This is a genomic window from Paracoccus haeundaensis, assembly GCF_006239215.1.
GTDB classification, from domain to species: Bacteria; Pseudomonadota; Alphaproteobacteria; order Rhodobacterales; family Rhodobacteraceae; genus Paracoccus; species Paracoccus marcusii.
Genome location: NZ_VDDC01000009.1, coordinates 157,564 through 177,686, shown reverse-complemented (window position 1 = coordinate 177,686; position 20,123 = coordinate 157,564). Strand labels below are relative to the sequence as shown.

Genomic DNA, 20,123 nt, shown 5'->3' with positions numbered 1-20,123 from the left:
TGGTCGGGGCGGCAGCGGTCGCGGGGGAAGCGGGCGGGGCAATGGCGGCCGCGGTCGCGCCAGCCGGGCCAGCCGCGCGTCGCGTCCCGACAACCGTGGCATTCGCGGCCAACGCGGCAGCCGTCCCTCGCGGCCGGGCACGCGCCGCGACTGGTCCAAGCCGTCGCGCTGATCCACGATGGCGCCCCCGTCCCGAACCCGCCCCGTCCGCGCCGCGCGCCAGTCGCCCGGTGCGGACAGCCATCTGCACTTTCCCAACACCGGCCTGTCACTGCGATTGCAGGGTGCGGGGCCGGTCCGCAGGGCGCTGATGGGCGCGATCCGCGGATGGCAGCCGCAAACCCTATCCGCGCCACGACCGGGCCACCGCCAGACGCTGGTGACGCAAGGGCCGGGCGGGTTCGTGGCGCGTTCCCCGTTCTTTCAGGGCGATCTTGGGGGGCTGGATGCGGCCAGCGCCGCCTGCGCCCTGATCGCCGATCTGTCCGAGGGGTTTCTGGCAAACCGTCCGGGCTGCGTGGCGCTGCATTGCGGGGCGTTCCGTTTCGCGGGCGACCTGATCCTGCTGACGGGTCCGATGCGGGCCGGAAAAAGTACGCTGATCGGGCGCCTGACGGCGGAACCGGACGTCACCGTGTTCTGCGACGACGTGCTGCCGCTGACCGCCGATTTGAAGGCCGTGGCCCTGGGCATCGCGCCTCGCCTGCGGCTGCCCCTGCCGAAGGGGACGACCGCCGCCTTCCGCCGGCATGTCGCCATGACGCCGGGGCCGCGCGACAGGCGCTATGCCTATCTGGCGGCGCCCAACGTCGCCCCACACGGCACCCAGGCCCGGCCTGGCACGCTGATCGTGCTGGACCGGCGCCAGATCGGCCCTGCCACGCTGCACCGCATGGATCGCGATCAGGCGATGCACCACCTGCTGGCGCAGAACATGGGCGATCTGGGCAGCGCCGACCAGGCCTTTGCCAAAACCCGCGACATGGCCGCCGCGATGACCTGCCTGAGGCTGGTCTATGCCGATCTGGAGGACGCGGTCGCCCTGCTGCGCCGGGCCTTCGCCCCCGACGCGCCACCCCAGACCAACGTGCCGCTGGCCGGTCCGCTGCCCGATCCGCTGCATGTGCCGGACAGGCGGTCCGTTCCTGTGCATCCCGACCGGGTACTGCGGCAGGCGCCGGGGATCGTGCTGCGGCGCATGGGGTCGGGGGCATTCCTGTGGACGCCCGCCGACCCGGTCGTCTGGCACCTGAACCCGGTCGGCCACGCGGTCTGGGCGCTGCTTGAGATCCCCGGAAGCGCCGCCGATCTGGCCGACACCCTGGCCGAGGTCTTTGCCGACGTCCCCCGCGACCGCCTGACCCGCGACATCGCCGCCCTGATGGGCGACCTGCTGGAGGAGGGGTTCGTCACCGGATGAACCCCGCACCCCGCACCGGCGTTGCCCCTGCTGCATGTCCGCCCTGGGAGGCCTTGATGACCGACACCGCCCTTGCCACGCTGGAAGCCCGTCTTGTCGCGCAACGCCGCCTGTTGGCGCGGCTGGTCGCGGCGCTGCAGCCGCAGTCCCGACAGCCCGTCCTGGACTGGCTGGACCAGCGCGAAACGCTGCGCGACGGGCAGGAGGATCCCGGTGCCGTCCCGGCCGAGGGCGTGGGCCAGGCCCTGACCGTCACGGACGAATTCCGCATGATCCTGCGCCTTGCCCAGGATCGCCTGCACGAGATGGACCAGCCCTAGCCCCGCGCCTGCAGCATCTGCGCCAGATCGTCGGGCCGGATCAGCGCATCCAGGTCGACCCGCGCGCGCAGCCGCGACAGCAGCAGGTACAACCCGCCGATCTTGCGGTGCAGGAACAGGATCTCGGGCGGGGGCATCTCGGCCCGGGTGCGGGTGCGGGCGACCTGCATCGCCAGATCGGCGACCTGGCGGGGAATGTCGCTCTGCGTCAGGTCCATGATGCCGCCCGCGCGCAGCGGATCGAACGCCAGGTCCATGATCTGCAGCAGCACGTCCTGATGCGCGGCATCGGTCTGGTCGCGGAAATAGCCGATGTCGATGGCGGCGCGGCGCACCCCCTCGCGGTCATCGGCCAGCGCGGCACGCAGCAGCGCCAGATAGCGCGGGGCCACCAGCGCCGAAAAGCCGCGCGTCGCCCCGAAATCCAGCAGCACGATGCGCCCGCCATCCGGATGCATCTCGTCCGGCTGCCAGCGATAGTTGGCAAAGTTCGGGTCGGTCTGCATCAGGTCGAACCGGAACAGCTCCTCGATGACCAGGCGGGCCAGATGATGGGCGGCACGGTCGCGGGTGGCCTGGGGGGCGTCGGACAGCGCCTCGATCGGGCGGCTGTCGATGAAATCCATCGCCAGAACGTCAGCCGTGCTGAACTGATCGTCGGGCACCGGCAGGCGGAATTCGTCGCGCCCCGCCAGATTGGCGGCATAAAGGCGCATCTGTGCGGCCTCGCGCAGATAATCGGCCTCGGCATGCAGCTGGCTGCGCGCCTCGTCCATCAGGGCAGGCAGGTCGACCCCCTGCGGCATCAGGCCGGGGATGCGCAGCAAAAGGCCCATATTGTCGATGTCGCTGTCGATGCTGTCGCGCACGCCGGGATACTGGACCTTGATCGCCAGGTCGCGCCCGTCGCGGGTCTGCGCGCGGTGCACCTGCCCGATCGATGCCGCCGCGATCGGCCTGACCTGAAAGCGGGCGAAATGACGCAACCAGCCCGGCCCCCAGGCCCGGTCCAGCACCGCCTGCAGCTGCTTGGGCGGCATCGGATCGGCATCGGCGCGCAGCCGCGCCATGATTTGCGTCAGTTCGGGGGGCAGAAAGTCACCGGCCTCCATCGACACCAACTGGCCCATCTTCATCGCGGCGCCGCGCATCTGGGCCAGCTGCCCGGCCAAGCGGGCAGCATTCGCGGGGGTCAGGAATAGGTCCTGGGCCGAAGGCCGCTGCCCCGTCGCCAGCTGCCGCGCGCCCTGCGCCAGGGCGCGGCCGCCCATTCCGCCCGCCAGCCCCCCAAGGCGCAGCATCCGCGTCAGGCGGCCCTGCGGCACGGGACGGGGGATGCGGTCTTCCGTCATGATCGCGCCAGCAGATGCGCGGCCATCGCCCGGCCGCTGGACCAGCCATGTTCCGCATGGGGTCCCAACGTCCAATCCCCGCCGACGATCAGCCCCGCCGCGTCATCCGCCAGAAACGGTCGGCCAAGCGCCGCATCGGTCTGCGCGTACAGCCAGCGATGCGCGACGGCGTGGCGCAGGTGATCCGGCTTGGCCCCCAACAGATCCAGCAGCTGCGGTGCGATCAGATCCGCCAGTTCGGCAAACGGCAGGTCGATATGGGCCATGCTGAAATCCGGGTCGGCCTGAACGACCCAGGTGGTCAGCGGCTGTCCCTGCCGGCCCGGCTTTGCGCCGTCCTGCGCGACCCAAGCCAACGGTCCGGTGCCGCGATGCGTGGCGAAGGGGCGTGGGGCGGCGTGGTCCAGCCCCGCCATGACCGTGACGCTGGCCTGATAGCGGACCTGCGCCAGCGGCGCGGCAAAGGCGTGGGCCACGCCCAGCAGATCACGCGCCTGCGGGGCGGGAATGGCCAGAACGACGATGTCGGCGCGGTGGTCGATCCCCTCTCCGCGCAGGTGCCAGCCGTCGGGGTCCCGGTCCAGCGCGGTGACCATCACGCCCGACCGGACGTCCAGTCCCTGCGCCAGCGCGCGGGGGATCTGGGCCATGCCGGGCGTGCCGATGATGCCGCCGTCCCACGGCGCGGCGTGGCCGTCGCGGACCATCGCCTGCAACAGTGCGGCGAAATCGGGATCGGTGGCTGGCAGCACCTGCGCACCGTGGTCGAACCGCAACCCGTCGTCGGTGCGGCGCGTGGCCAGCCTGCCGCCGATCCCGCGACCCTTGTCGAACACCGTAACGGCATGCCCCGCATCCGCCAGCGCCCGCGCGCAGGTCAACCCGGTGATGCCCCCGCCGATGACCGCCACCCTGCCCTGTCCGCCCATGCCGCCCGCCTTTCCTGTCGCGCTCAGCAGGACAGAGTGCGACGACAGGCGCAAGGCGGCATTCTGTCCGCCCGCAGGATCAGGCCAGATCCAGCCGCCCGACAAAGTCCAGGAATGCCGCAAGGGCCGCCGTCACCAGCTTGCGGCTGGAATAGACAACATGGATCGGCACCCCCGGCAACGCATGATCGGCCAGGACCGGCACCAGCAGGCCGCGCGCCAGATCGTCGGCCACCTGGAATTCGGGTGCCAGCGCGATGCCCTTGCCGCCCACCGCCAGCGCACGCAGCAATTCGCCGTTGTTGCTGGAGAAGGCGGGTGTGATCTTCTGATAGACGACCTCGGTACCGCTGCGCAGCGGCCAGGTGCCCGGCCCCTTGAGGTTGGTGTAATGCAGGCACTGGTGGTCGCGCAGGTCGGCGGGGCGCTGCGGGCTGCCGTGACGGGCGACGTAATCGGGCGATGCGACCAGCATGATGTTGGCGTCGTGCAGGCGGCGGGCGTGCAGGCTGCTGTCCTCCAGCGTGCCGATGCGGATGACGGCGTCGAAACCGTCGCGGGTCATGTCCGACCGGCTGTCGTCCAGCACCACGTCCAGCTGGATGTCGGGATGTTCGTCCATGAAGCGCATCAGATGCGGCTGAAAGACCTTCAGCGTGTATTGCACCGGCACGCCCAGTTTCAGCGGGCCCGAGGGGCGGCTGGAGGCGGCGCGGACGTCCTCGAACGCGGCGTCCAGGCGGGACAGGATGTCGGCCACCTGCGCGTGAAAGCCCAGGCCCGCCGCCGTGGGCGTGACCGCGCGCGTCGTGCGGGTCAGCAGGCGCGTGCCCAGATCGGCCTCCAGGTCGGCGATCATCTTGCTGCACATGCTTTTGGAGATGCCCATCCGCCGTGCGGCGGCGGCAAAGCTGCCCTCGTCGATGATGGCCACGAAACTGCGCAATGCCTTGAGGTCCGTCATATGTCCCGATCCGCCCGATGGTCCCGCATCAGGATGGGCATACGGCACAAATGACAAGACCGCCACGCATCTGCGTGACGGCCCGTCATCAGTCGTCATCGTCCGAGGACGATGCGGCTCAGCGATCGCTGTTCATCTCGGCGATCTGGCTGTCGCCCGAGATCTTGGTCACGGTCAGCATCTCGTCGCCCGACAGGTTGGCGCGCGCCAGCTCGGTCGAGGTCATCACGGTGCGGGCCGGAACCTGAACGGTCTCGGCGACCTTTTCGACCGACGAGCTGGAATAGGGACGCTCGTTGGTGCCGTTGACGGCGGCCATCGCGCCACCAGCGGTCAGGGACAGGGCGGCCAGGGCGTACACAAAGTTTTTCATGATCGTTTTCCTTGTTCTTGCAACATCTTGGAAGCGGTGGCGCGCCGGATGCGCGTCTGGTCCGTTCCGATGACTGTCAGATAAGGGGGGCACAAACGAAAGATTAGGCGCGAAATCGCGCGCTCTGTGTTCGATGGGACGGGACAATCGCGCGGGATCGTCCCGTCCGGTCGGTCAGGCGGTGCAGACCTGCGCGATCCGGGCCAGGATCGCATCGGGCTGTCCGTCCAGCGTGGCCGACTGCCGCGGGCGGCCCTCCCATGCGCCCAGGGGGCCCTGGCGGTCGGCGGGGTTCATCAGCGTCAGGCCCAGGGCGATGCCCTCGGACAGGACGCGGACCTCGCCCTGGGTCAGGGTGAACAGGTCCGGGTCGGTCAGATAGACGGCGGCGGTGCAGTCATGAACCAGCATCCCGTCATAGCCCGCCGCTTGGTAGAAGCCGACATAGCCCTGCGACAGATCGGCCACCAGCTGCATCCCCGCGCCGCCGCGCGCCCCTAGATCGGCCAGCGTGGCGCTGTCCATGAAGGTGCGCGTGGTCAGGTCCAGCGGCACCGCGATGACCGGCCAGTCGGCGCCGAAGACGACGTCGGCTGCCAGCGGGTCGCCCCAGATGTTCGCCTCGGCCGCGGGGGTGATGTTGCCGGGCACGCGGAAGGCGCCGCCCATGATCACCACGTCGCGCACCAGCCCGGCGATGTCGGGCGCCATCTGCACCGCCCGCGCCAGGTTCGTCATGCGCCCCACGGCCAGCACGCGCACCTCGCCCGGATGGGCGCGGATCGTGTCGATCAGGAACTGCGCGGCTGTCTCGGGGCCCTCCACCGGCGCCTCGGGGGTGGGGTGGTTGCCCAGGCCGTTGTCGCCGTGAATGTGGGTCGGCCAGAATTCGGGCGGCATGTCGGGGGTCATCGGCCCCGCGGCCCCGCAATGGACGGGGGCGTCGTGTCCCCAGGCCTGCAGCAGAAAGCGCGCATTGCGGGTGGTCATCGCCACCGGCGCGTTGCCGAAGACGGTGGTCACGCCCAGCAGGTCGACCTGCGGATGGCGCACCAGATAATAGAGGGCCAGCGCGTCGTCCACGCCGGGGTCGGTGTCAAAGATCACCTTGTGCTGGGTCATCGTCCTGTCCTGTCTCTGATCGGCCCGATGTAACGTCCCACCCCGCCGCGTCAACAGCCGGTCACAGCGACATGGTGGCCTTGACCGCACGTCGCCACGCGTCATAGCGCGCGGCGCGGTCGTCCTCCGCCATCGCGGGGGCAAAGCTGCGGTCCAGCGCCCAGTCCTTGGCGAAACCGGCCATGTCGGGATAGATCCCCGGCCCCTGCCCCGCCAGCCAGGCGGCACCCAGGGCCGTCGTCTCCAGCACCTTGGGCCGGTCGACGGGGGCGCCCAGGATGTCGGACAGGAACTGCATCGCGTAATCGGATGCGCTCATGCCGCCATCGACGCGCAGCGCGGTCTCTCCCTTCGGCTCCCAATCGGCCTTCATCGCCTCCAAGAGGTCGCGGGTCTGGAAGCCCACCGATTCCAGCGCAGCGCGGGCCAGTTCGGCGGGACCGGAGTTGCGCGTCAGACCATAGATCGCGCCGCGGCTGTCGGGCGACCAATAGGGCGCGCCCAAGCCGGTGAAGGCCGGAACCAGGATCACCTGCTGGCCGGGATCGGCGCGTTCGGCCAGGGGCTGGGTCTCCTTCGCGTCGCGGATGATCTTCAGCCCGTCGCGCAGCCACTGCACCACCGCGCCCGCGATGAAGATCGAGCCTTCCAGCGCATAGGTCGGCTTGCCGTCCAGCTGATAGGCGATGGTGGTCAGCAGGCGCTGCGTGGACGCCACCGGCTTGTCCCCGGTGTTCAACAGCGCGAAGCAGCCGGTGCCATAGGTCGATTTCATCATGCCGGGCTCGAAGCAGGCCTGGCCCACCGTGGCGGCCTGCTGATCGCCCGCGACACCCGTGATGGGGATGGGGCGCCCGAACAGGTCGGGGCGCGTGGTGCCGAAATCGGCGGCGCAGTCCTTGACCTCGGGCAGCATCGCCATGGGGATGTCGAACAGGCCGCAGATGGTCTGCGACCAGCGGCCCTTGTGGATGTCATAGAGCATCGTGCGCGCGGCATTGGTCGCGTCGGTCGCGTGGACCGCGCCGCCGGTCAGGTTCCAGATCAGCCAGCTGTCCACCGTGCCAAACGCCAGATCGCCCGCCTGCGCGCGGTCGCGGGCACCGTCCACGTGGTCCAGGATCCATTTCAGCTTGGTGGCCGAGAAATAGGGATCGACCAGCAGCCCGGTGCGGGCGGTGATCATGTCGGCATGGCCCGCGGCCTCCAGCTCGCGGCAGAAATCGGCGGTGCGGCGGTCCTGCCAGACGATGGCGTTGTGGACGGGCTTGCCCGACTTGCGGTCCCAGACCACGACGGTCTCGCGCTGGTTGGTGATGCCGATGGCCTCGATGCGCGGGTTGCCGCATTTCTCGATCGCGGCGCGGCAGGTGGCCGCCGTGCTGGCCCAGAGGTCCGCGGGATCATGCTCGACCCAGCCCGATTGCGGGAAATGCTGGGGGAACTCCTCCTGCGCGCTGCCGCAGGGAACCATCTTGGCGTCAAAGACGATGGCGCGGGACGAGGTCGTGCCCTGGTCGATGGCAAGGATATGGGTCATGGGCGGTCCTTTCGTCACGAACGGGGGCGCGGATCGACCGCGCCCCCTTCAGGCTAATGGGCAGGGATCATTCCTGCCAGCGCTTGATCAGCTCTTCATAGGCGATGGTGACCGGCGCGGGCTTCTCGTTCTCCAGCTTGGCGACGGGGGCGCCGGGCTGGTCGATCCAGTACTGGGGATCCTGCTCCTCGTTCAGGACCGGCCCCAGATCACCCTGCACGCCGGACCGCTCCAGGCGCGACAGCACGTCCTCCTGCTGTTCGCACAGCGCGTCCAGCGCCTCCTGCGCGGTCTTGGCACCCGAGGAAGCATCGCCGATGTTCTGCCACCACAGCTGCGCCAGGCGCGGATAGTCGGGGATGTTCGCCCCGGTATCCGACCAGCGGACCCGGTCGGGCGAGCGATAGAACTCGACCAGACCGCCAAGCTGCGGCGCGCGTTCGGTGAAGCTTTCGTGGCGCACGGTGCTGTCACGCACGAAGGTCAGGCCGACATGGCTCTTCTTCGTGTCGACGGTCTTCGACACGATGAACTGCGCATAGAGCCAGGCGGCCTGCGCGCGGTCCACGGGGGTCGACTGCATCAGCGTCGCGGCACCCACGTCCTGATAGCCGACCTTCATGCCCTCTTCCCAGTAGGCGCCATAGGGCGACGGGGCCATGCGCCATTTGGGCGTGCCGTCCTCGTTCATGACCGGCAGGCCTTCCTTGACCATGTCCGCGGTGAAGGCGGTGTACCAGAACATCTGCTGGGCGATGTTGCCCTGCGCGGGGACGGGTCCGGCCTCGCTGAAGGTCATGCCCGCGGCGGCCGGGGGCGTGTAGTTCTGCAGCCAGTCGATGTATTTCTCGATCGCATAGACGGCGGCCGGGCTGTTCGTCGCCCCGCCCCGCGCCATGCACGACCCCACCGGCTGGAACTTGTCGTTCACGCGGATGCCCCATTCGTCGACCGGGAAGCCGTTGGGCTCGCCCTTGTCGCTGGCCCCAGCCATCGACAGCCACGCATCGGTGAAGCGCCAGCCGAGCGACGGGTCCTTCTTGCCATAGTCCATGTTGCCATAGACCTGCTGGCCGTCGATCTCGCGCCCGGTGAAGAACTTGGCGATGTCCTCGTAGGCGGACCAGTTCACCGGCACGCCCAGGTCGTATCCGTATTCGGCGCGGAACTCGGCCATGATCTCGGGGTCGGTGAACCAGTCGTGGCGGAACCAGTAGAGGTTCGCGAACTGCTGGACGGGCAGCTGGTAGAGCTTGTCGTCGGGCGCGGTCGCCTGCGCCAGGCCGATGAAGTCGTCCAGGTCCAAGCCGGGGTTCGTGAACGCGGCCCCCTCTCCGGCCATCCAGTCGGTAATGTTGCGGACCTGCTGATAGCGCCAGTGGGTGCCGTCCAGGTCGGCATCGTTGATGTAGAGATCGTAGACGTTCTCGCCGGTCTGCATCTGGGTCTGCAGCTTCTCGACGACGTCGCCCTCGCCGATCAGGTCATGGGTGACCTGGATGCCGGTGATGGCGGTGAAGGCCGGCGCCAGGACACGGCTTTCGTATTCGTGGGTGGTGATCGTCTCGGACACCACGTTGATCGACATGCCGGACAGGGGCTGGGCGGCGTCGATGAACCACTGCATCTCGGCCTCCTGCTCCTCGCGGGTCAGGACGGACTGGTCGCCGATCTCGGCATCGAGGAACGCGCGCGCGGCCTCGATGTCGGCGAAGGCGGGGCCGGACAATGCCAGCATCACCGCGGTTGTGGACAGCAATCTCAGGCTCATTGGTCTTTCCCTCCCTGGGATTTTCGAGGTTGGCAGACGGCCGGCGGGACCCTCATCCCCCGCAGGCCAATGCGCTGTGTCAGACCCACCGAAAGACGGCGGCGGCCCAGACCAGGCAAACCAGCATCGCCCAGGGCAGTGCCGCCGTCGTCAGACCCAGCCAAGCCAGGGTGATGAAGGCAGAGCCCAGAAGCGTGATGAACAGGCGGTCGCCCCGCGTCGTCTCGATCCCCAGGACGCCGCGACGCGGCGTTTCGGGAAACCGGACCGCCAGCACCGTGAAGGTGACCAGCAGCAACGCGATGGTGACGAAGAAGATCGCGGTCGGCAGCGTCCAGGCCATCCATGACATGGCGTATCCCCCTTACACGCGGCCCAGGGCAAAGCCCTTGGCGATATAGTTGCGGACGAACCAGATGACCAAGGCACCCGGCACGATGGTCAGCACCCCGGCCGCGGCCAGCACGCCCCAATCGACGCCCGATGCCCCTTGCGTCCGGGTCATGGTCGCGGCGATCGGCTTGGCCGCGACCGAGGTCAGCGTCCGCGACAGCAGCAGTTCGACCCAAGAGAACATGAAGCAGAAGAAGGCCGCGACCCCGATCCCCGACGAGATCAGCGGCATGAAGATCCGGGTGAAGAACCGCCCGAAGCTGTAGCCGTCGATATAGGCGGTCTCGTCGATCTCCTTCGGCACGCCGCGCATGAAGCCCTCCAGGATCCACACGGCCAGCGGCACGTTGAACAGGCAATGCGCCAGCGCCACCGCGATATGCGTGTCGAACAGGCCCACCGACGAGTACAGCTGGAAGAACGGCAGCGCGAAGACGGCGGGCGGCGCCATGCGGTTGGTCAGCAGCCAGAAGAACAGGTGCTTGTCGCCCATGAAGTGATAGCGGCTGAAGGCATAGGCCGCCGGCAGCGCCACGGCCACGGAGATCACCGTGTTCATCACCACATAGATCAGGCTGTTCACATAGCCCATGTACCAGGCCGGATCGGTCAGGATGGTCGCGTAATTGGCAAAGGTCAGGTTCCGGGGCCACAGGCCGAAGGTGCCGGTGATCTCGGCATTGGTCTTCAGGCTCATGTTGATCAGCCAGTAGATCGGCAGCATCAGGAACAGAAGATACAGGATCATGACGACGGCGCTGCCGTTGATGCGCTTGCCCATGCTCTCAGCCCCTTTTGTCCAGATTGGTCATGACCGTGTAGAAGACCCAGGAGATCAGCAGGATCACCAGGAAGTACATCAGCGAGAAGGCCGCCGCCGGACCCAGGTCGAACTGCCCCAGGGCCATCTTGACCAGGTCGATCGACAGGAAGGTCGTCGCGTTGCCCGGCCCGCCCCCGGTGACCACGAAGGGTTCGGTATAGATCATGAAGCTGTCCATGAAGCGCAGCAGGATGGCGATCATCAGGACGCCCGCCATTTTGGGCAGCTCGATATAGCGGAAGACCTTCCAGCGGCTGGCCTGGTCGATCCGCGCCGCCTGGTAATAGGCATCGGGGATCGACTGCAGCCCGGCATAGGCCAGAAGCGCGACCAGCGAGGTCCAGTGCCAGACATCCATCACGATGACCGTGGCCCAAGCATGGATCGGGTTCTGGGTATAGTTGTAGTTGATCCCCAGGGCGTCCAGCGTATAGCCCAGCAGGCCGATGTCGACGCGCCCGAAGATCTGCCAGATGGTGCCGACGACGTTCCACGGGATCAGCAGCGGCAGCGACATCAGCACCAGAACGACGCTGGCCCAGACCCCTCGTTTCGGCATGTTCAGCGCGACGAAGATGCCAAGCGGGATCTCGATCGCGATGATGATGGCCGAAAAGATCAGCTGGCGGCCAAGCGCGTTCCACATGCGTTCGGACGACAGCAGGTCCTGGAACCAGCCGGTGCCGTTCCAGAAAAAGACGTTGTTCCCGAACGTGTCCTGGAACGCATAGTTGACCACGGTCATCAGCGGGATCACCGCCGAGAACGCGACCAGCACCAGCACCGGCAGAACCAGGAACCAGGCCTTGTGATTGACGGTCTTTTCCATGGTCCCCCCTTACGCCGCAGCCACGCGCCAGTCGTCGGCATAGATGTTCACGCGGCCCGGATCGAAGACCGCGCGGGTCATGTCCGCGGTGATGGCCTGATCCTCTGGCGCGATGATGTTCAGGTCGTGCCCCATCAGGTCGGCGCGGATGATGCGGTGGCGGCCCACATCCTCGATCCGGCGGATGGTCACGGGCAGGCCCTGATCGGCGGACAGGCGCACATGTTCCGGGCGGATGCCCAGCTGGACCTTGCCCAACAGCGCGCCATAGGACCCGGCCAGCGCGGTCGTGCCGCCCGGCACCTGCGCCTGCGATCCCGCCACGGTGGCGGGCAGCAGGTTCATGCCCGGCGATCCGATGAAATAGCCCACGAAGGTATGTTCCGGCCGGTCGAACAGCTCCTCCGGCGTGCCGATCTGGACCACGCGGCCGTCATACATCACGACAACCTTGTCGGCGAAGGTCAGCGCCTCGGTCTGGTCATGGGTCACATAGATCATCGTGTGGCCGAAATCGTGGTGCAGTTTCTTCAGCTGGGTGCGCAGCTCCCATTTCATGTGAGGGTCGATCACGGTCAGCGGCTCGTCGAACAACAGGGCGTTCACGTCCTTCCGGACCATGCCGCGGCCCAGGCTGATCTTCTGTTTCGCATCCGCCGTCAGGCCGCGGGCCTTGCGGTCCAGCATGTGCTCCATCCCGATCATCGCGGCGATCTGGGCCACGCGCTCGGCCACATAGGCCTCGGGGCGGCCGCGGTTCCTCAGGGGAAAGGCCAGGTTGTCGCGCACGGTCATGGTGTCGTAGACGACCGGGAACTGGAACACCTGTGCGATGTTCCTTTCCGCCGTGGGCGCGCGGGTCACGTCCACCCCGTCGAACAGGATGCGCCCCTGCGACGGGATCAAGAGCCCCGAGATGATGTTCAGCAGCGTCGATTTCCCGCAGCCCGACGACCCCAGCAGCGCATAGGCCGCCCCGTCCTGCCAGTCGTGGTTCAGCTCCTTGAGCGCGTAATCCTCCGGGCCCTTGGGATGGGCCGAATAGGAATGGGCGAGGTTCTCCAGCGTGATCTTGGCCATAACCCCTCCTCAGGCGGCGCTTGCATAGGCGGCGGGGGTGACCATGCGGCCATCCTCGGCAAAGACATAGACGTGGCGCGGGTCCAGCCAGACTGGCAGCACCTGCCCCAGGGGCAATTCGTGGACGCCGTGGATCAGCCCGACCCACCGTTGCCCGTGATGGTCCAGATGGACGAAGGTCTCGGACCCGGTCAGTTCGGTCACGACCAGCTGCGCGTCGAACTGCACGGCGTCGGGGGCATGCCGCGATAGGTGCAGGTGGTTGGGCCGGAAGCCGGCCAGATAGCGCCCGTCGGGTAGCGCGGGCATGCCCGCGACCGACGCCCGCCCGCCCGCCACCTGGAAGGGCAGGAAATTCATCGGCGGATCGCTGAAGACCCGCGCGGTGGTCGCATCGACCGGCTGGCGATAGACCTGCGGCGTGGGCCCGAACTGCGTCACGCGGCCCTCCCACAGGGTCGCGGTGTTGCCACCCAGCAGCAGCGCCTCCTCGGGTTCGGTGGTGGCATAGACGAAGATCGCGCCCGATTCCGCGAAGATGCGCGGGATTTCCACGCGCAGCTCCTCGCGCAGCTTGTAGTCCAGGTTCGCCAGCGGCTCGTCCAACAGCACCAGACCGGCGTTCTTGACCAGCGCGCGCGCCAGCGCGCAGCGCTGTTGCTGGCCGCCCGACAGGTCAAGCGGCTTGCGGTCCAGCATGGGGGTCAGGCGCATCATCGCGGCGGTCTCGCGCACGCGGCGGTCGATCTCGGCGCGGTCGACGCCCATCAGTCGCAGGGGGGATGCGATGTTCTCAAAGACGGTCATCGCCGGATAGTTGACGAACTGCTGATAGACCATCGCGACCTTGCGGTCCTGCACCCGCATGCCGGTGACGTCGCGGCCCTCCCACAGGATGCGCCCCCTGGTCGGACGGTCCAGCCCCGCCATCAGCCGCATCAGCGATGTCTTGCCCGACAGCGTCGGCCCCAACAGCACGTTCATCGTGCCGCGTTCCAGCACCAGATCGGTGGGATGGACATGCACCTGCCCCTCGACCACCTTCGTTACGCCCTGCAATTCTAACGTCATGTCCCCTCCCAAGGCCCTCCTGACGGCGCGTCTATTCCGCGGCCGCCCCCTGCGCCCATCGGGCCTGTATCCATTGGTCCAGCACCTGCACCTGATCGGCGTCCAGGCGCAGCCCCAGCTTGGTCCGCCGCCAGACCACGTCGGTCGCGCGGCGGGCATATTCGTGATCCATCAGCCACACGACCTCCGCCTCGGTCAGGGTGGCGCCGAAGTCGACGCCCAGGTCGGCGGCCTGCTGCGCCCCCGCAAGGATCGTCGCGGCCTCGGTCCCGTAGGCGCGCACAAGGCGGCGGGCCCAACCTTCGGTCAGGAACGGATGATCCGTGCGCAGCCGTGCGACCAGCGCCGGCACGCCGTCGACAGGGAAATCCCCGCCGGGCAGCGCCACGCCCCGCGTCCAGTCGCCGGGCAGGTTCGGAAAGAACGGCGCGATCTTGGCCAGCGCCGATTCCGCCAGCCGACGATAGGTGGTGATCTTGCCGCCGAAGACGTTCAGCACCGGCGCGCCGCCGGTCTGATCGACCTTCAGCGTATAGTCGCGTGTCGCCGCCGTGGCGCTTTGCGCGCCGTCGTCATACAGCGGCCGCACCCCGGAATAGGACCAGACCACGTCATCCGCGGTCAGCTGGCGGCGGAAATACTGGTTCGCAAAGCCCAGCAGGTAATCGCGTTCCTGCGGCGTGCATTCCGGCTTGACCGACGGGTCCTGGTGGTCGGCATCGGTCGTGCCGATCAGGGTGAAGTCGGTCTCGTAGGGGATCGCAAAGATGATCCGCCCGTCGGTGCCCTGGAAGAAATAGCATTTGTCGTGATCATAAAGGCGCCGCGTCACGATATGGCTGCCCCGCACCAGGCGCACGCCCTCGGTCGAATTCAGGCGGATCGTGCCCTGGATCAGGTCGCCCACCCAGGGGCCGCCGGCATTGACCAGCATCCGTGCGCGGTGCTTGGTCGTCCGGCCCGTCGCCACGTCCTGGGTGGTCACGATCCAGTGGTCGGGATGGCGATCTGCGGACAGCACCTTTGTGCCGGTCATCACCGTGGCGCCGCGCGCCTCGGCGTCGCGGGCGTTCAGGACCACCAGGCGCGAATCCTCGACCCAGCAGTCGGAATATTCATAGGCGTGGTGAAAGCGTTCCTGCAGCGGCGCGCCTTCGGGCGTGCCGTCCAGCGACAGCGTGCGCGTGCCGGGCAGGATCTTGCGGCCGCCAAGCGTGTCGTACATGAACAGCCCCAAGCGGATCAGCCAGGCGGGCCGACGGCCCTTCATCCAGGGCATGACCATGCCCAGCAGCTTGGAGGTCGGCGTGTCCGACTCGAACCGCATGTCCGGGTGATAGGGCAGCACGAACCGCATCGGCCAGCTGATATGCGGCATCGCGCGCAGCAGCACCTCGCGTTCGATCAGCGCCTCGCGGACCAGCCGGAACTCGAAATACTCCAGATAGCGCAGGCCACCGTGAAACAGCTTGGTCGAGGCGCTGGACGTCGCTTGCGCCAGGTCGCCCATCTCGGCCAGGGTGACGGACAGGCCGCGCCCGGCCGCATCGCGGGCGATCCCGCAACCGTTGATGCCGCCCCCGATCACGAACAGATCGACCGTCTTGCCTGTACCCGTCACGCGCCGCCATCCTTTCATGGACCCTGCCTATGTGTGCCGTCGTTCGCACCAAAAAGAAAGGATTTTATTTTCGTTTCCGTTCATTTGCCTTATTCACATATTTATCAATATTTTACAGAGAACACGTCACGGATTATGCCCTGAATCGGCATAGAAACGGCGTGTCCGACGTCGATACATCGCGCCATTCCTTGCACGATCTGCACAAACCGCAACAAAGCGAACATCTTGCCTGTTCGGCCGGGTCGTGCAAGATCGACGAAACCGCAAGGGGTGTCCCATGTCGCAAAGCTTCCGCCAGCCCGAGATCCTGGAGATCGCCCGCCGCGACGGCAAGGTCACGGTCGAGGGGTTGGCCGGGCATTTCGGCGTCACGCTGCAAACGATCCGACGCGACCTGACCGACCTCGCCGAGGCCGGCCGACTGGAGCGTGTTCACGGCGGCGCGATCCTGCCCTCGGGCGTGGCCAATATCGGCTATGAGGAACGTCGCGCCCTGCACCACGACGCCAAGACCGCCATCGCCCGCGCCTGCGCCGCCGAGGTGCCCGAAAAGATCAGCCTGTTCCTGAACATCGGCACCAGCACCGAGGCCGTGGCCCGCGAACTGCTGGGCCATCGCGACCTGCTGGTGGTGACGAACAACATGAACGTGGCGAACATCCTGGCGGCCAACACCGATTGCGACGTGATCGTCACCGGGGGCAGCCTGCGCCGCGCCGACGGGGGCCTGGTCGGCACGCTGGCGGCCGAGACCATCCGCCAGTTCAAGTTCGACCTGGCCGTGATCGGCTGCTCCGCGCTGGACCGCGACGGCGACCTTCTTGATTTCGACATCCAGGAGGTCGGCGTCAGCCAGACCATCCTGCGCCAGTCGCGCCGTACCTTCCTGGTGGCGGACCATTCCAAGCTGTCGCGCAGCGCGCCCGCCCGCATCGGATCGCTGTCGCAGCTGGACGCGATCTTCACCGACCGACCCCTGCCCGGCGATCTGGCCCGCGCCTGCGAAGGGTGGCAGACCCGCGTGATGCTGCCCTGAATGCCGGCTACAGCGCCGCCAGCAGGGCGGCGGTCTGAGGCATGCGCGACAGGCTGGCCGCGATGCGGTCGCGCCACCGCGGGCCGCGCGACAGGGCGTCCTCATGCGCCTCGGCCAGATCGTCGGGGCGGTCGCGGGCCAGCGCATCGATCAGGAACGCGGCCTGCGCGCGGTCCTTGGCGGATTTCAGGCGATCCTCGGCGCGACGGCGGTCGGCCACGATCAGCTTGTGGATGGCGAACCGTTCCGGGCGCGGCACCTGGACCAGCACGCCGCTGCGATAGGGGATGGCCGCGGGGATCGGATCCGCAATCAGATAGTTCAGATGGTGCAGCGCCTGCGCCTGCACCCCAAGCGCGGGCAGATCGCGCAGCCCCTCCTCGCCAAAGGCCGGGGTCAGGAATTCGACCAGCGCATTTCCCTGCGTCTGCCGCCAGCGCCAGGCGCGGCTCGGCTGCAGGCTTGGCGCCGGGGCAAAGTCGAAATCGGCCAGGACCTGCGTGACCGGGGGCGCCGCCGCATCCTCCAGCGCCAGGGACAGGCGCTCAAAGCTGGCGATGTCCAGATCGTCTGTCTGCGCGGTCTGTTCCAGCGACAGGACCAGGTTCAGTTCCCCCTCGTACAGGCGAAAGGCGTGGGTGCCGACGACCGTGCCGCCAAGGCGGAACACCCCCGCCCCCGACAGCGCCGCCATCAGACTGCCGCTGGTCGGGTCCAGGCCCAGAAACCCCTCGGCCCGCAGCAGGCGCACCAGCCGGGCGCGATCGCGACGGCGCTGTTCGGCGGGCACCCGATCGTCGCGCAGCGCCTGCATGCGGGCGGCAATGTCCGGGCCATCCTCTCCCAGATAGCGCTTGCGGACCTGGGTGCCGACGCGAAAGCTGTCGTACCAGTAGCCCCGCCCGTTGCGTTCGACCAAGGTAGGCGCGCCACGCAGATCACGCAGCCCCTCGTCGCGCAAGGCGCGCAGCAGGTCGTGATAGGCGGCATGGGCCAAGGCGGAATGGGATCGTGGCATCATGTACAACAGTTGTTACATCTGTTGAATACAACAATGTTCAACAGTCGGCAAGACCGTTGAACATGATCAGCTCTGGGTCATGACCCGGTTGACCGCATGGCGGCGGGCCAGCTGGCGCCCCTCGGCCCCGTTCAGCATCCGACGCGCCGCCGGGCGGGTCGGACCGTCGGCGGCACCCGTCATCAGCCCCAGATCGGGGAACAGGGCCAGCACCTCGCGCCGGGCGGTCTCGGACAGGGTCTTTAGCGCGTCGGGGCTGGTGTGCAGCGTCTCTGCGCAGGCGCCTTCGGCCAGGACAAGCTGGTGCTCTTCGCAGACGAAATGCAGATAGGTCACGCCCCCCTGCCACGGCGCCGGACCCACCCCGGGGATAGAGGTCAGGTGCTGTGCCGCGACCAGCACCTCGGGCTCGTCGAACATCCGCCGGGCGATGCGCGACCCGACCAGAAGGCGGTGCTGGGGGGACACGACCAGGTCGCGGGCCGGGATGCCGGGGCCAAGCGCATCGCGCCGGATCAGGATGGGACGCCGGTCGGGTTCCGCGTGCAGCCGGGCGGGGCCAAGGGTACGGGTGCCGATCCATGCGATCCGCTGCAGGCCCGCATCGCGGGTCTGGACCGCCATGCCGGGGCGCAGCATCTGGACCGGCATGTCGCCCCCGGCGGTACGGATCATCGTGTCGCGGGCAAAGCACATGACCCCCGCGGCAAAGGCGTGGGGCAGGCGCCGCACCTCTGCGATCAGCCGCGTGGCCCCCGGCAGGTCCGGCGCACCGTCGGGATAAAGGAACATCAGGCCCCCGCCCCCGTCCTGCAACAGGACCACCGTGCGCGGGCTGCCCAACGGGACCACGGCGGTTCCGGCCGCGAAGGCCGGCGTGACTGTGCCCGACCCCAGAACCACGGCCGGATGGTCAGGTTCGGGATGCACGATCCGCCCGATGTCCAGCGGCAGCCCGTCGTCCAGCGCCGCCCCGGACCGCCGCGGGCCGAACGCGTCCAGCCGCAGGACCTGTCGCCCGTCCAACAGCTGTCCCGCCAGGACAGGCCCGGCATAGTCGTGCAAACAGACGTCCTGGGCGTGCGACATGACGAGGCTCCGGCGCATGGGTCGTGCATCCGGAAGATACGCACCCACAGTACCGTTTGTTTCACCTTGAACGGGAATATTTGCGCGTTATGCACATGGCCGTGCGATGGCCTGTCACCCCAGCAGCATCCACAGCACCAGCGCCTTGGCGACCAGCACCACGCCGACGATCACAGGGACCGGCAAGCCGGACAGGGGCGATCGGCGGACCGGCGGTCCGAACAGCCGCCGCTGGATCAGGGGCAGCACATTGGGCGCCGGCACCGATCCGAACTGCCCGTTCATCGGCGACAGGCGCATCTGCCAGGCGGCGACCAGTCCCGCCCAGACCGGGTCGCGGGCCAGACGCCGATCCGCCAGGGCCCGCTGTTCCGGGTCCAGCAGCCCGATGGCGTATTCCGCAGCCATGATGTCGTCGGTCGAGGGGTCGGTCATTCGGGGTCCGTAAATTGATCCATGCAGGCGCGCAGACGCTGCAGCGACCGCCGCAGCCAGGTCTTCATCGTGTTCAGGGGAACGTCCGCATCGCGGGCCAGCTCCTCATAGCTCCAGCCGTCAAGATAGGCCCGGCGCACGGCCTGCGCCTTGTCCGGGTCCAGTTCATCCAGGCAACCATCCAGCCGCGTCCGCTGATCGGCGGCGATCGCCTGCGCCTCGGGGCCCGGGCCGGGACCGGGCAGGCCCGGATCGACGGGCTGGGTGACCGGGCGCACCTGCCGCGACCGCAGCCGGTCGATGGCCGCGTTGCGGGTGATCGCCACAAGCCAGGTCCGCGGATTCGACAGCCGGGGGTCATAGCGACCGGCCCGCGTCCAGACGCGGACGAACACCTCCTGCAGCAGATCCTCGGCATCGGTGCGGTCGCGCAGCATCCGCAGCAGAATTGCGAACACCATGTCGCAATTGGTGCGATAGAAGTCGGCGAAGTCCGCCCGCGACCCGGCCGCGATGGCCACAAGCATCCGAACGTTGTCGTCGTGATCCGTCATGAACCGTACAGTCTTGATTTTTGATGGTCGTGCTGCATAGTTCCAGACTGGACCACAATTTCAAGTTGTCGATCATTTGATTCAAAACAGCCGGAGGGTATTGCCAAGATGAGCATCAGGACCAAGATCATGCTGATCGTCTTTGCCGGAATCCATATCCCCCTGATCGCGGCGGTGGCGGCGGTGTCGTTGCTGCACGTGACGGCGGTGCAGGCGCTGCTGATGATCCTTCTGCTGTCCACGCTGGCCGGCGCGGTGATGTCGATGCTGGCCGTCGCCCGCGTCATGCGTCCCCGATCCGCCATCGCGGCCTGACCCGAACCGTTCGGGCCCTGCAGAAAGATACGGGCCGCGGCGCCAAAGGTTTCAGCGCCGCG

At 67.8% G+C, this 20,123-nt stretch carries 21 protein-coding genes; 4 read left to right on the top strand and 17 right to left on the bottom strand.

Annotated elements, in window-relative coordinates; all coding sequences use genetic code 11:
• The first annotated feature begins 178 nt into the window (after positions 1-178).
• Entirely contained in the window at positions 179-1,420 is a 1,242-nt protein-coding gene (locus tag FHD67_RS05765; protein ID WP_139598124.1) for a PqqD family protein, read from the top strand.
• Positions 1,421-1,476: 56 nt separating this feature from the next.
• Positions 1,477-1,740 (top strand): hypothetical protein, encoded by a 264-nt coding sequence (locus FHD67_RS05760; RefSeq protein ID WP_139598123.1) that lies wholly within the window; start codon positions 1,477-1,479, stop codon positions 1,738-1,740.
• On the opposite strand, the gene FHD67_RS05755 is transcribed toward FHD67_RS05760, so the two are convergent.
• The 13 genes from FHD67_RS05755 to glpD form a co-directional block, all read right to left on the bottom strand.
• On the bottom strand, positions 1,737-3,092 hold the full coding sequence (locus FHD67_RS05755; protein ID WP_139598122.1) for an ABC1 kinase family protein: 1,356 nt from the start codon (positions 3,090-3,092) through the stop codon (positions 1,737-1,739). The genes FHD67_RS05760 and FHD67_RS05755 overlap by 4 nt on opposite strands.
• Positions 3,089-4,021 carry an NAD(P)/FAD-dependent oxidoreductase gene (locus FHD67_RS05750; RefSeq protein ID WP_139598121.1) on the bottom strand — a complete coding sequence of 311 codons (933 nt, stop codon included), beginning with the start codon at positions 4,019-4,021 and terminating at the stop codon, positions 3,089-3,091. Before FHD67_RS05750 ends, FHD67_RS05755 begins: the two co-directional genes overlap by 4 nt.
• Before the next feature lie 79 nt (positions 4,022-4,100).
• Positions 4,101-4,985: a LysR family transcriptional regulator gene (locus tag FHD67_RS05745; protein WP_045983699.1), complete on the bottom strand. Its 885-nt coding sequence runs from the start codon at positions 4,983-4,985 to the stop codon at positions 4,101-4,103.
• A gap of 118 nt (positions 4,986-5,103) precedes the next feature.
• Entirely contained in the window at positions 5,104-5,358 is a 255-nt protein-coding gene (locus FHD67_RS05740) for a hypothetical protein (RefSeq protein WP_045983698.1), read from the bottom strand.
• Positions 5,359-5,532: 174 nt separating this feature from the next.
• Entirely contained in the window at positions 5,533-6,480 is a 948-nt protein-coding gene (locus tag FHD67_RS05735) for a nucleoside hydrolase (RefSeq protein WP_139598120.1), read from the bottom strand.
• 61 nt (positions 6,481-6,541) lie between these two features.
• On the bottom strand, positions 6,542-8,020 hold the full coding sequence (glpK, locus tag FHD67_RS05730; protein WP_139598119.1) for a glycerol kinase GlpK: 1,479 nt from the start codon (positions 8,018-8,020) through the stop codon (positions 6,542-6,544).
• Between the two features lie 67 nt (positions 8,021-8,087).
• Positions 8,088-9,791 carry an ABC transporter substrate-binding protein gene (locus tag FHD67_RS05725; RefSeq protein WP_139598118.1) on the bottom strand — a complete coding sequence of 568 codons (1,704 nt, stop codon included), beginning with the start codon at positions 9,789-9,791 and terminating at the stop codon, positions 8,088-8,090.
• 79 nt (positions 9,792-9,870) lie between these two features.
• Entirely contained in the window at positions 9,871-10,143 is a 273-nt protein-coding gene (locus FHD67_RS05720) for a DUF2160 domain-containing protein (RefSeq protein ID WP_045983694.1), read from the bottom strand.
• A 12-nt stretch (positions 10,144-10,155) separates the two neighbouring features.
• Complete coding sequence (locus FHD67_RS05715) at positions 10,156-10,965, bottom strand: carbohydrate ABC transporter permease (protein ID WP_045983693.1); 810 nt, start codon at positions 10,963-10,965, stop codon at positions 10,156-10,158.
• A 4-nt stretch (positions 10,966-10,969) separates the two neighbouring features.
• Positions 10,970-11,836, bottom strand: a complete 867-nt coding sequence (locus FHD67_RS05710; protein ID WP_045983692.1) for a carbohydrate ABC transporter permease — start codon at positions 11,834-11,836, stop codon at positions 10,970-10,972.
• A gap of 9 nt (positions 11,837-11,845) precedes the next feature.
• Entirely contained in the window at positions 11,846-12,916 is a 1,071-nt protein-coding gene (locus FHD67_RS05705) for an ABC transporter ATP-binding protein (protein WP_139598117.1), read from the bottom strand.
• Positions 12,917-12,925: 9 nt separating this feature from the next.
• Positions 12,926-13,987, bottom strand: a complete 1,062-nt coding sequence (locus FHD67_RS05700) for an ABC transporter ATP-binding protein (protein WP_045999837.1) — start codon at positions 13,985-13,987, stop codon at positions 12,926-12,928.
• 31 nt (positions 13,988-14,018) lie between these two features.
• Positions 14,019-15,608, bottom strand: coding sequence for a glycerol-3-phosphate dehydrogenase (gene glpD / locus FHD67_RS05695; protein WP_232303286.1), 1,590 nt, complete (start codon positions 15,606-15,608; stop codon positions 14,019-14,021).
• Between the two features lie 280 nt (positions 15,609-15,888).
• Between glpD and FHD67_RS05690 the strand changes: the two genes are divergently transcribed.
• Complete coding sequence (locus FHD67_RS05690; RefSeq protein WP_045983688.1) at positions 15,889-16,647, top strand: DeoR/GlpR family DNA-binding transcription regulator; 759 nt, start codon at positions 15,889-15,891, stop codon at positions 16,645-16,647.
• A gap of 7 nt (positions 16,648-16,654) precedes the next feature.
• Here the strand turns inward: FHD67_RS05690 and FHD67_RS05685 are convergent, their stop codons facing one another.
• The 4 genes from FHD67_RS05685 to FHD67_RS05670 form a co-directional block, all read right to left on the bottom strand.
• Entirely contained in the window at positions 16,655-17,668 is a 1,014-nt protein-coding gene (locus tag FHD67_RS05685; RefSeq protein WP_246071240.1) for a nucleotidyltransferase family protein, read from the bottom strand.
• Between the two features lie 66 nt (positions 17,669-17,734).
• Positions 17,735-18,757: a Hint domain-containing protein gene (locus FHD67_RS05680; protein WP_176695065.1), complete on the bottom strand. Its 1,023-nt coding sequence runs from the start codon at positions 18,755-18,757 to the stop codon at positions 17,735-17,737.
• A 114-nt stretch (positions 18,758-18,871) separates the two neighbouring features.
• Positions 18,872-19,192, bottom strand: a complete 321-nt coding sequence (locus FHD67_RS05675; protein WP_139598115.1) for a hypothetical protein — start codon at positions 19,190-19,192, stop codon at positions 18,872-18,874.
• A complete protein-coding gene (locus FHD67_RS05670; protein ID WP_139598114.1) occupies positions 19,189-19,746 on the bottom strand; it encodes a sigma-70 family RNA polymerase sigma factor in 558 nt (185 codons plus the stop codon). The genes FHD67_RS05675 and FHD67_RS05670 overlap by 4 nt, the downstream gene beginning before the upstream one ends.
• A gap of 108 nt (positions 19,747-19,854) precedes the next feature.
• Between FHD67_RS05670 and FHD67_RS05665 the strand changes: the two genes are divergently transcribed.
• Positions 19,855-20,061 carry a hypothetical protein gene (locus FHD67_RS05665; RefSeq protein ID WP_045999841.1) on the top strand — a complete coding sequence of 69 codons (207 nt, stop codon included), beginning with the start codon at positions 19,855-19,857 and terminating at the stop codon, positions 20,059-20,061.
• The last annotated feature ends 62 nt before the right edge of the window (positions 20,062-20,123 follow it).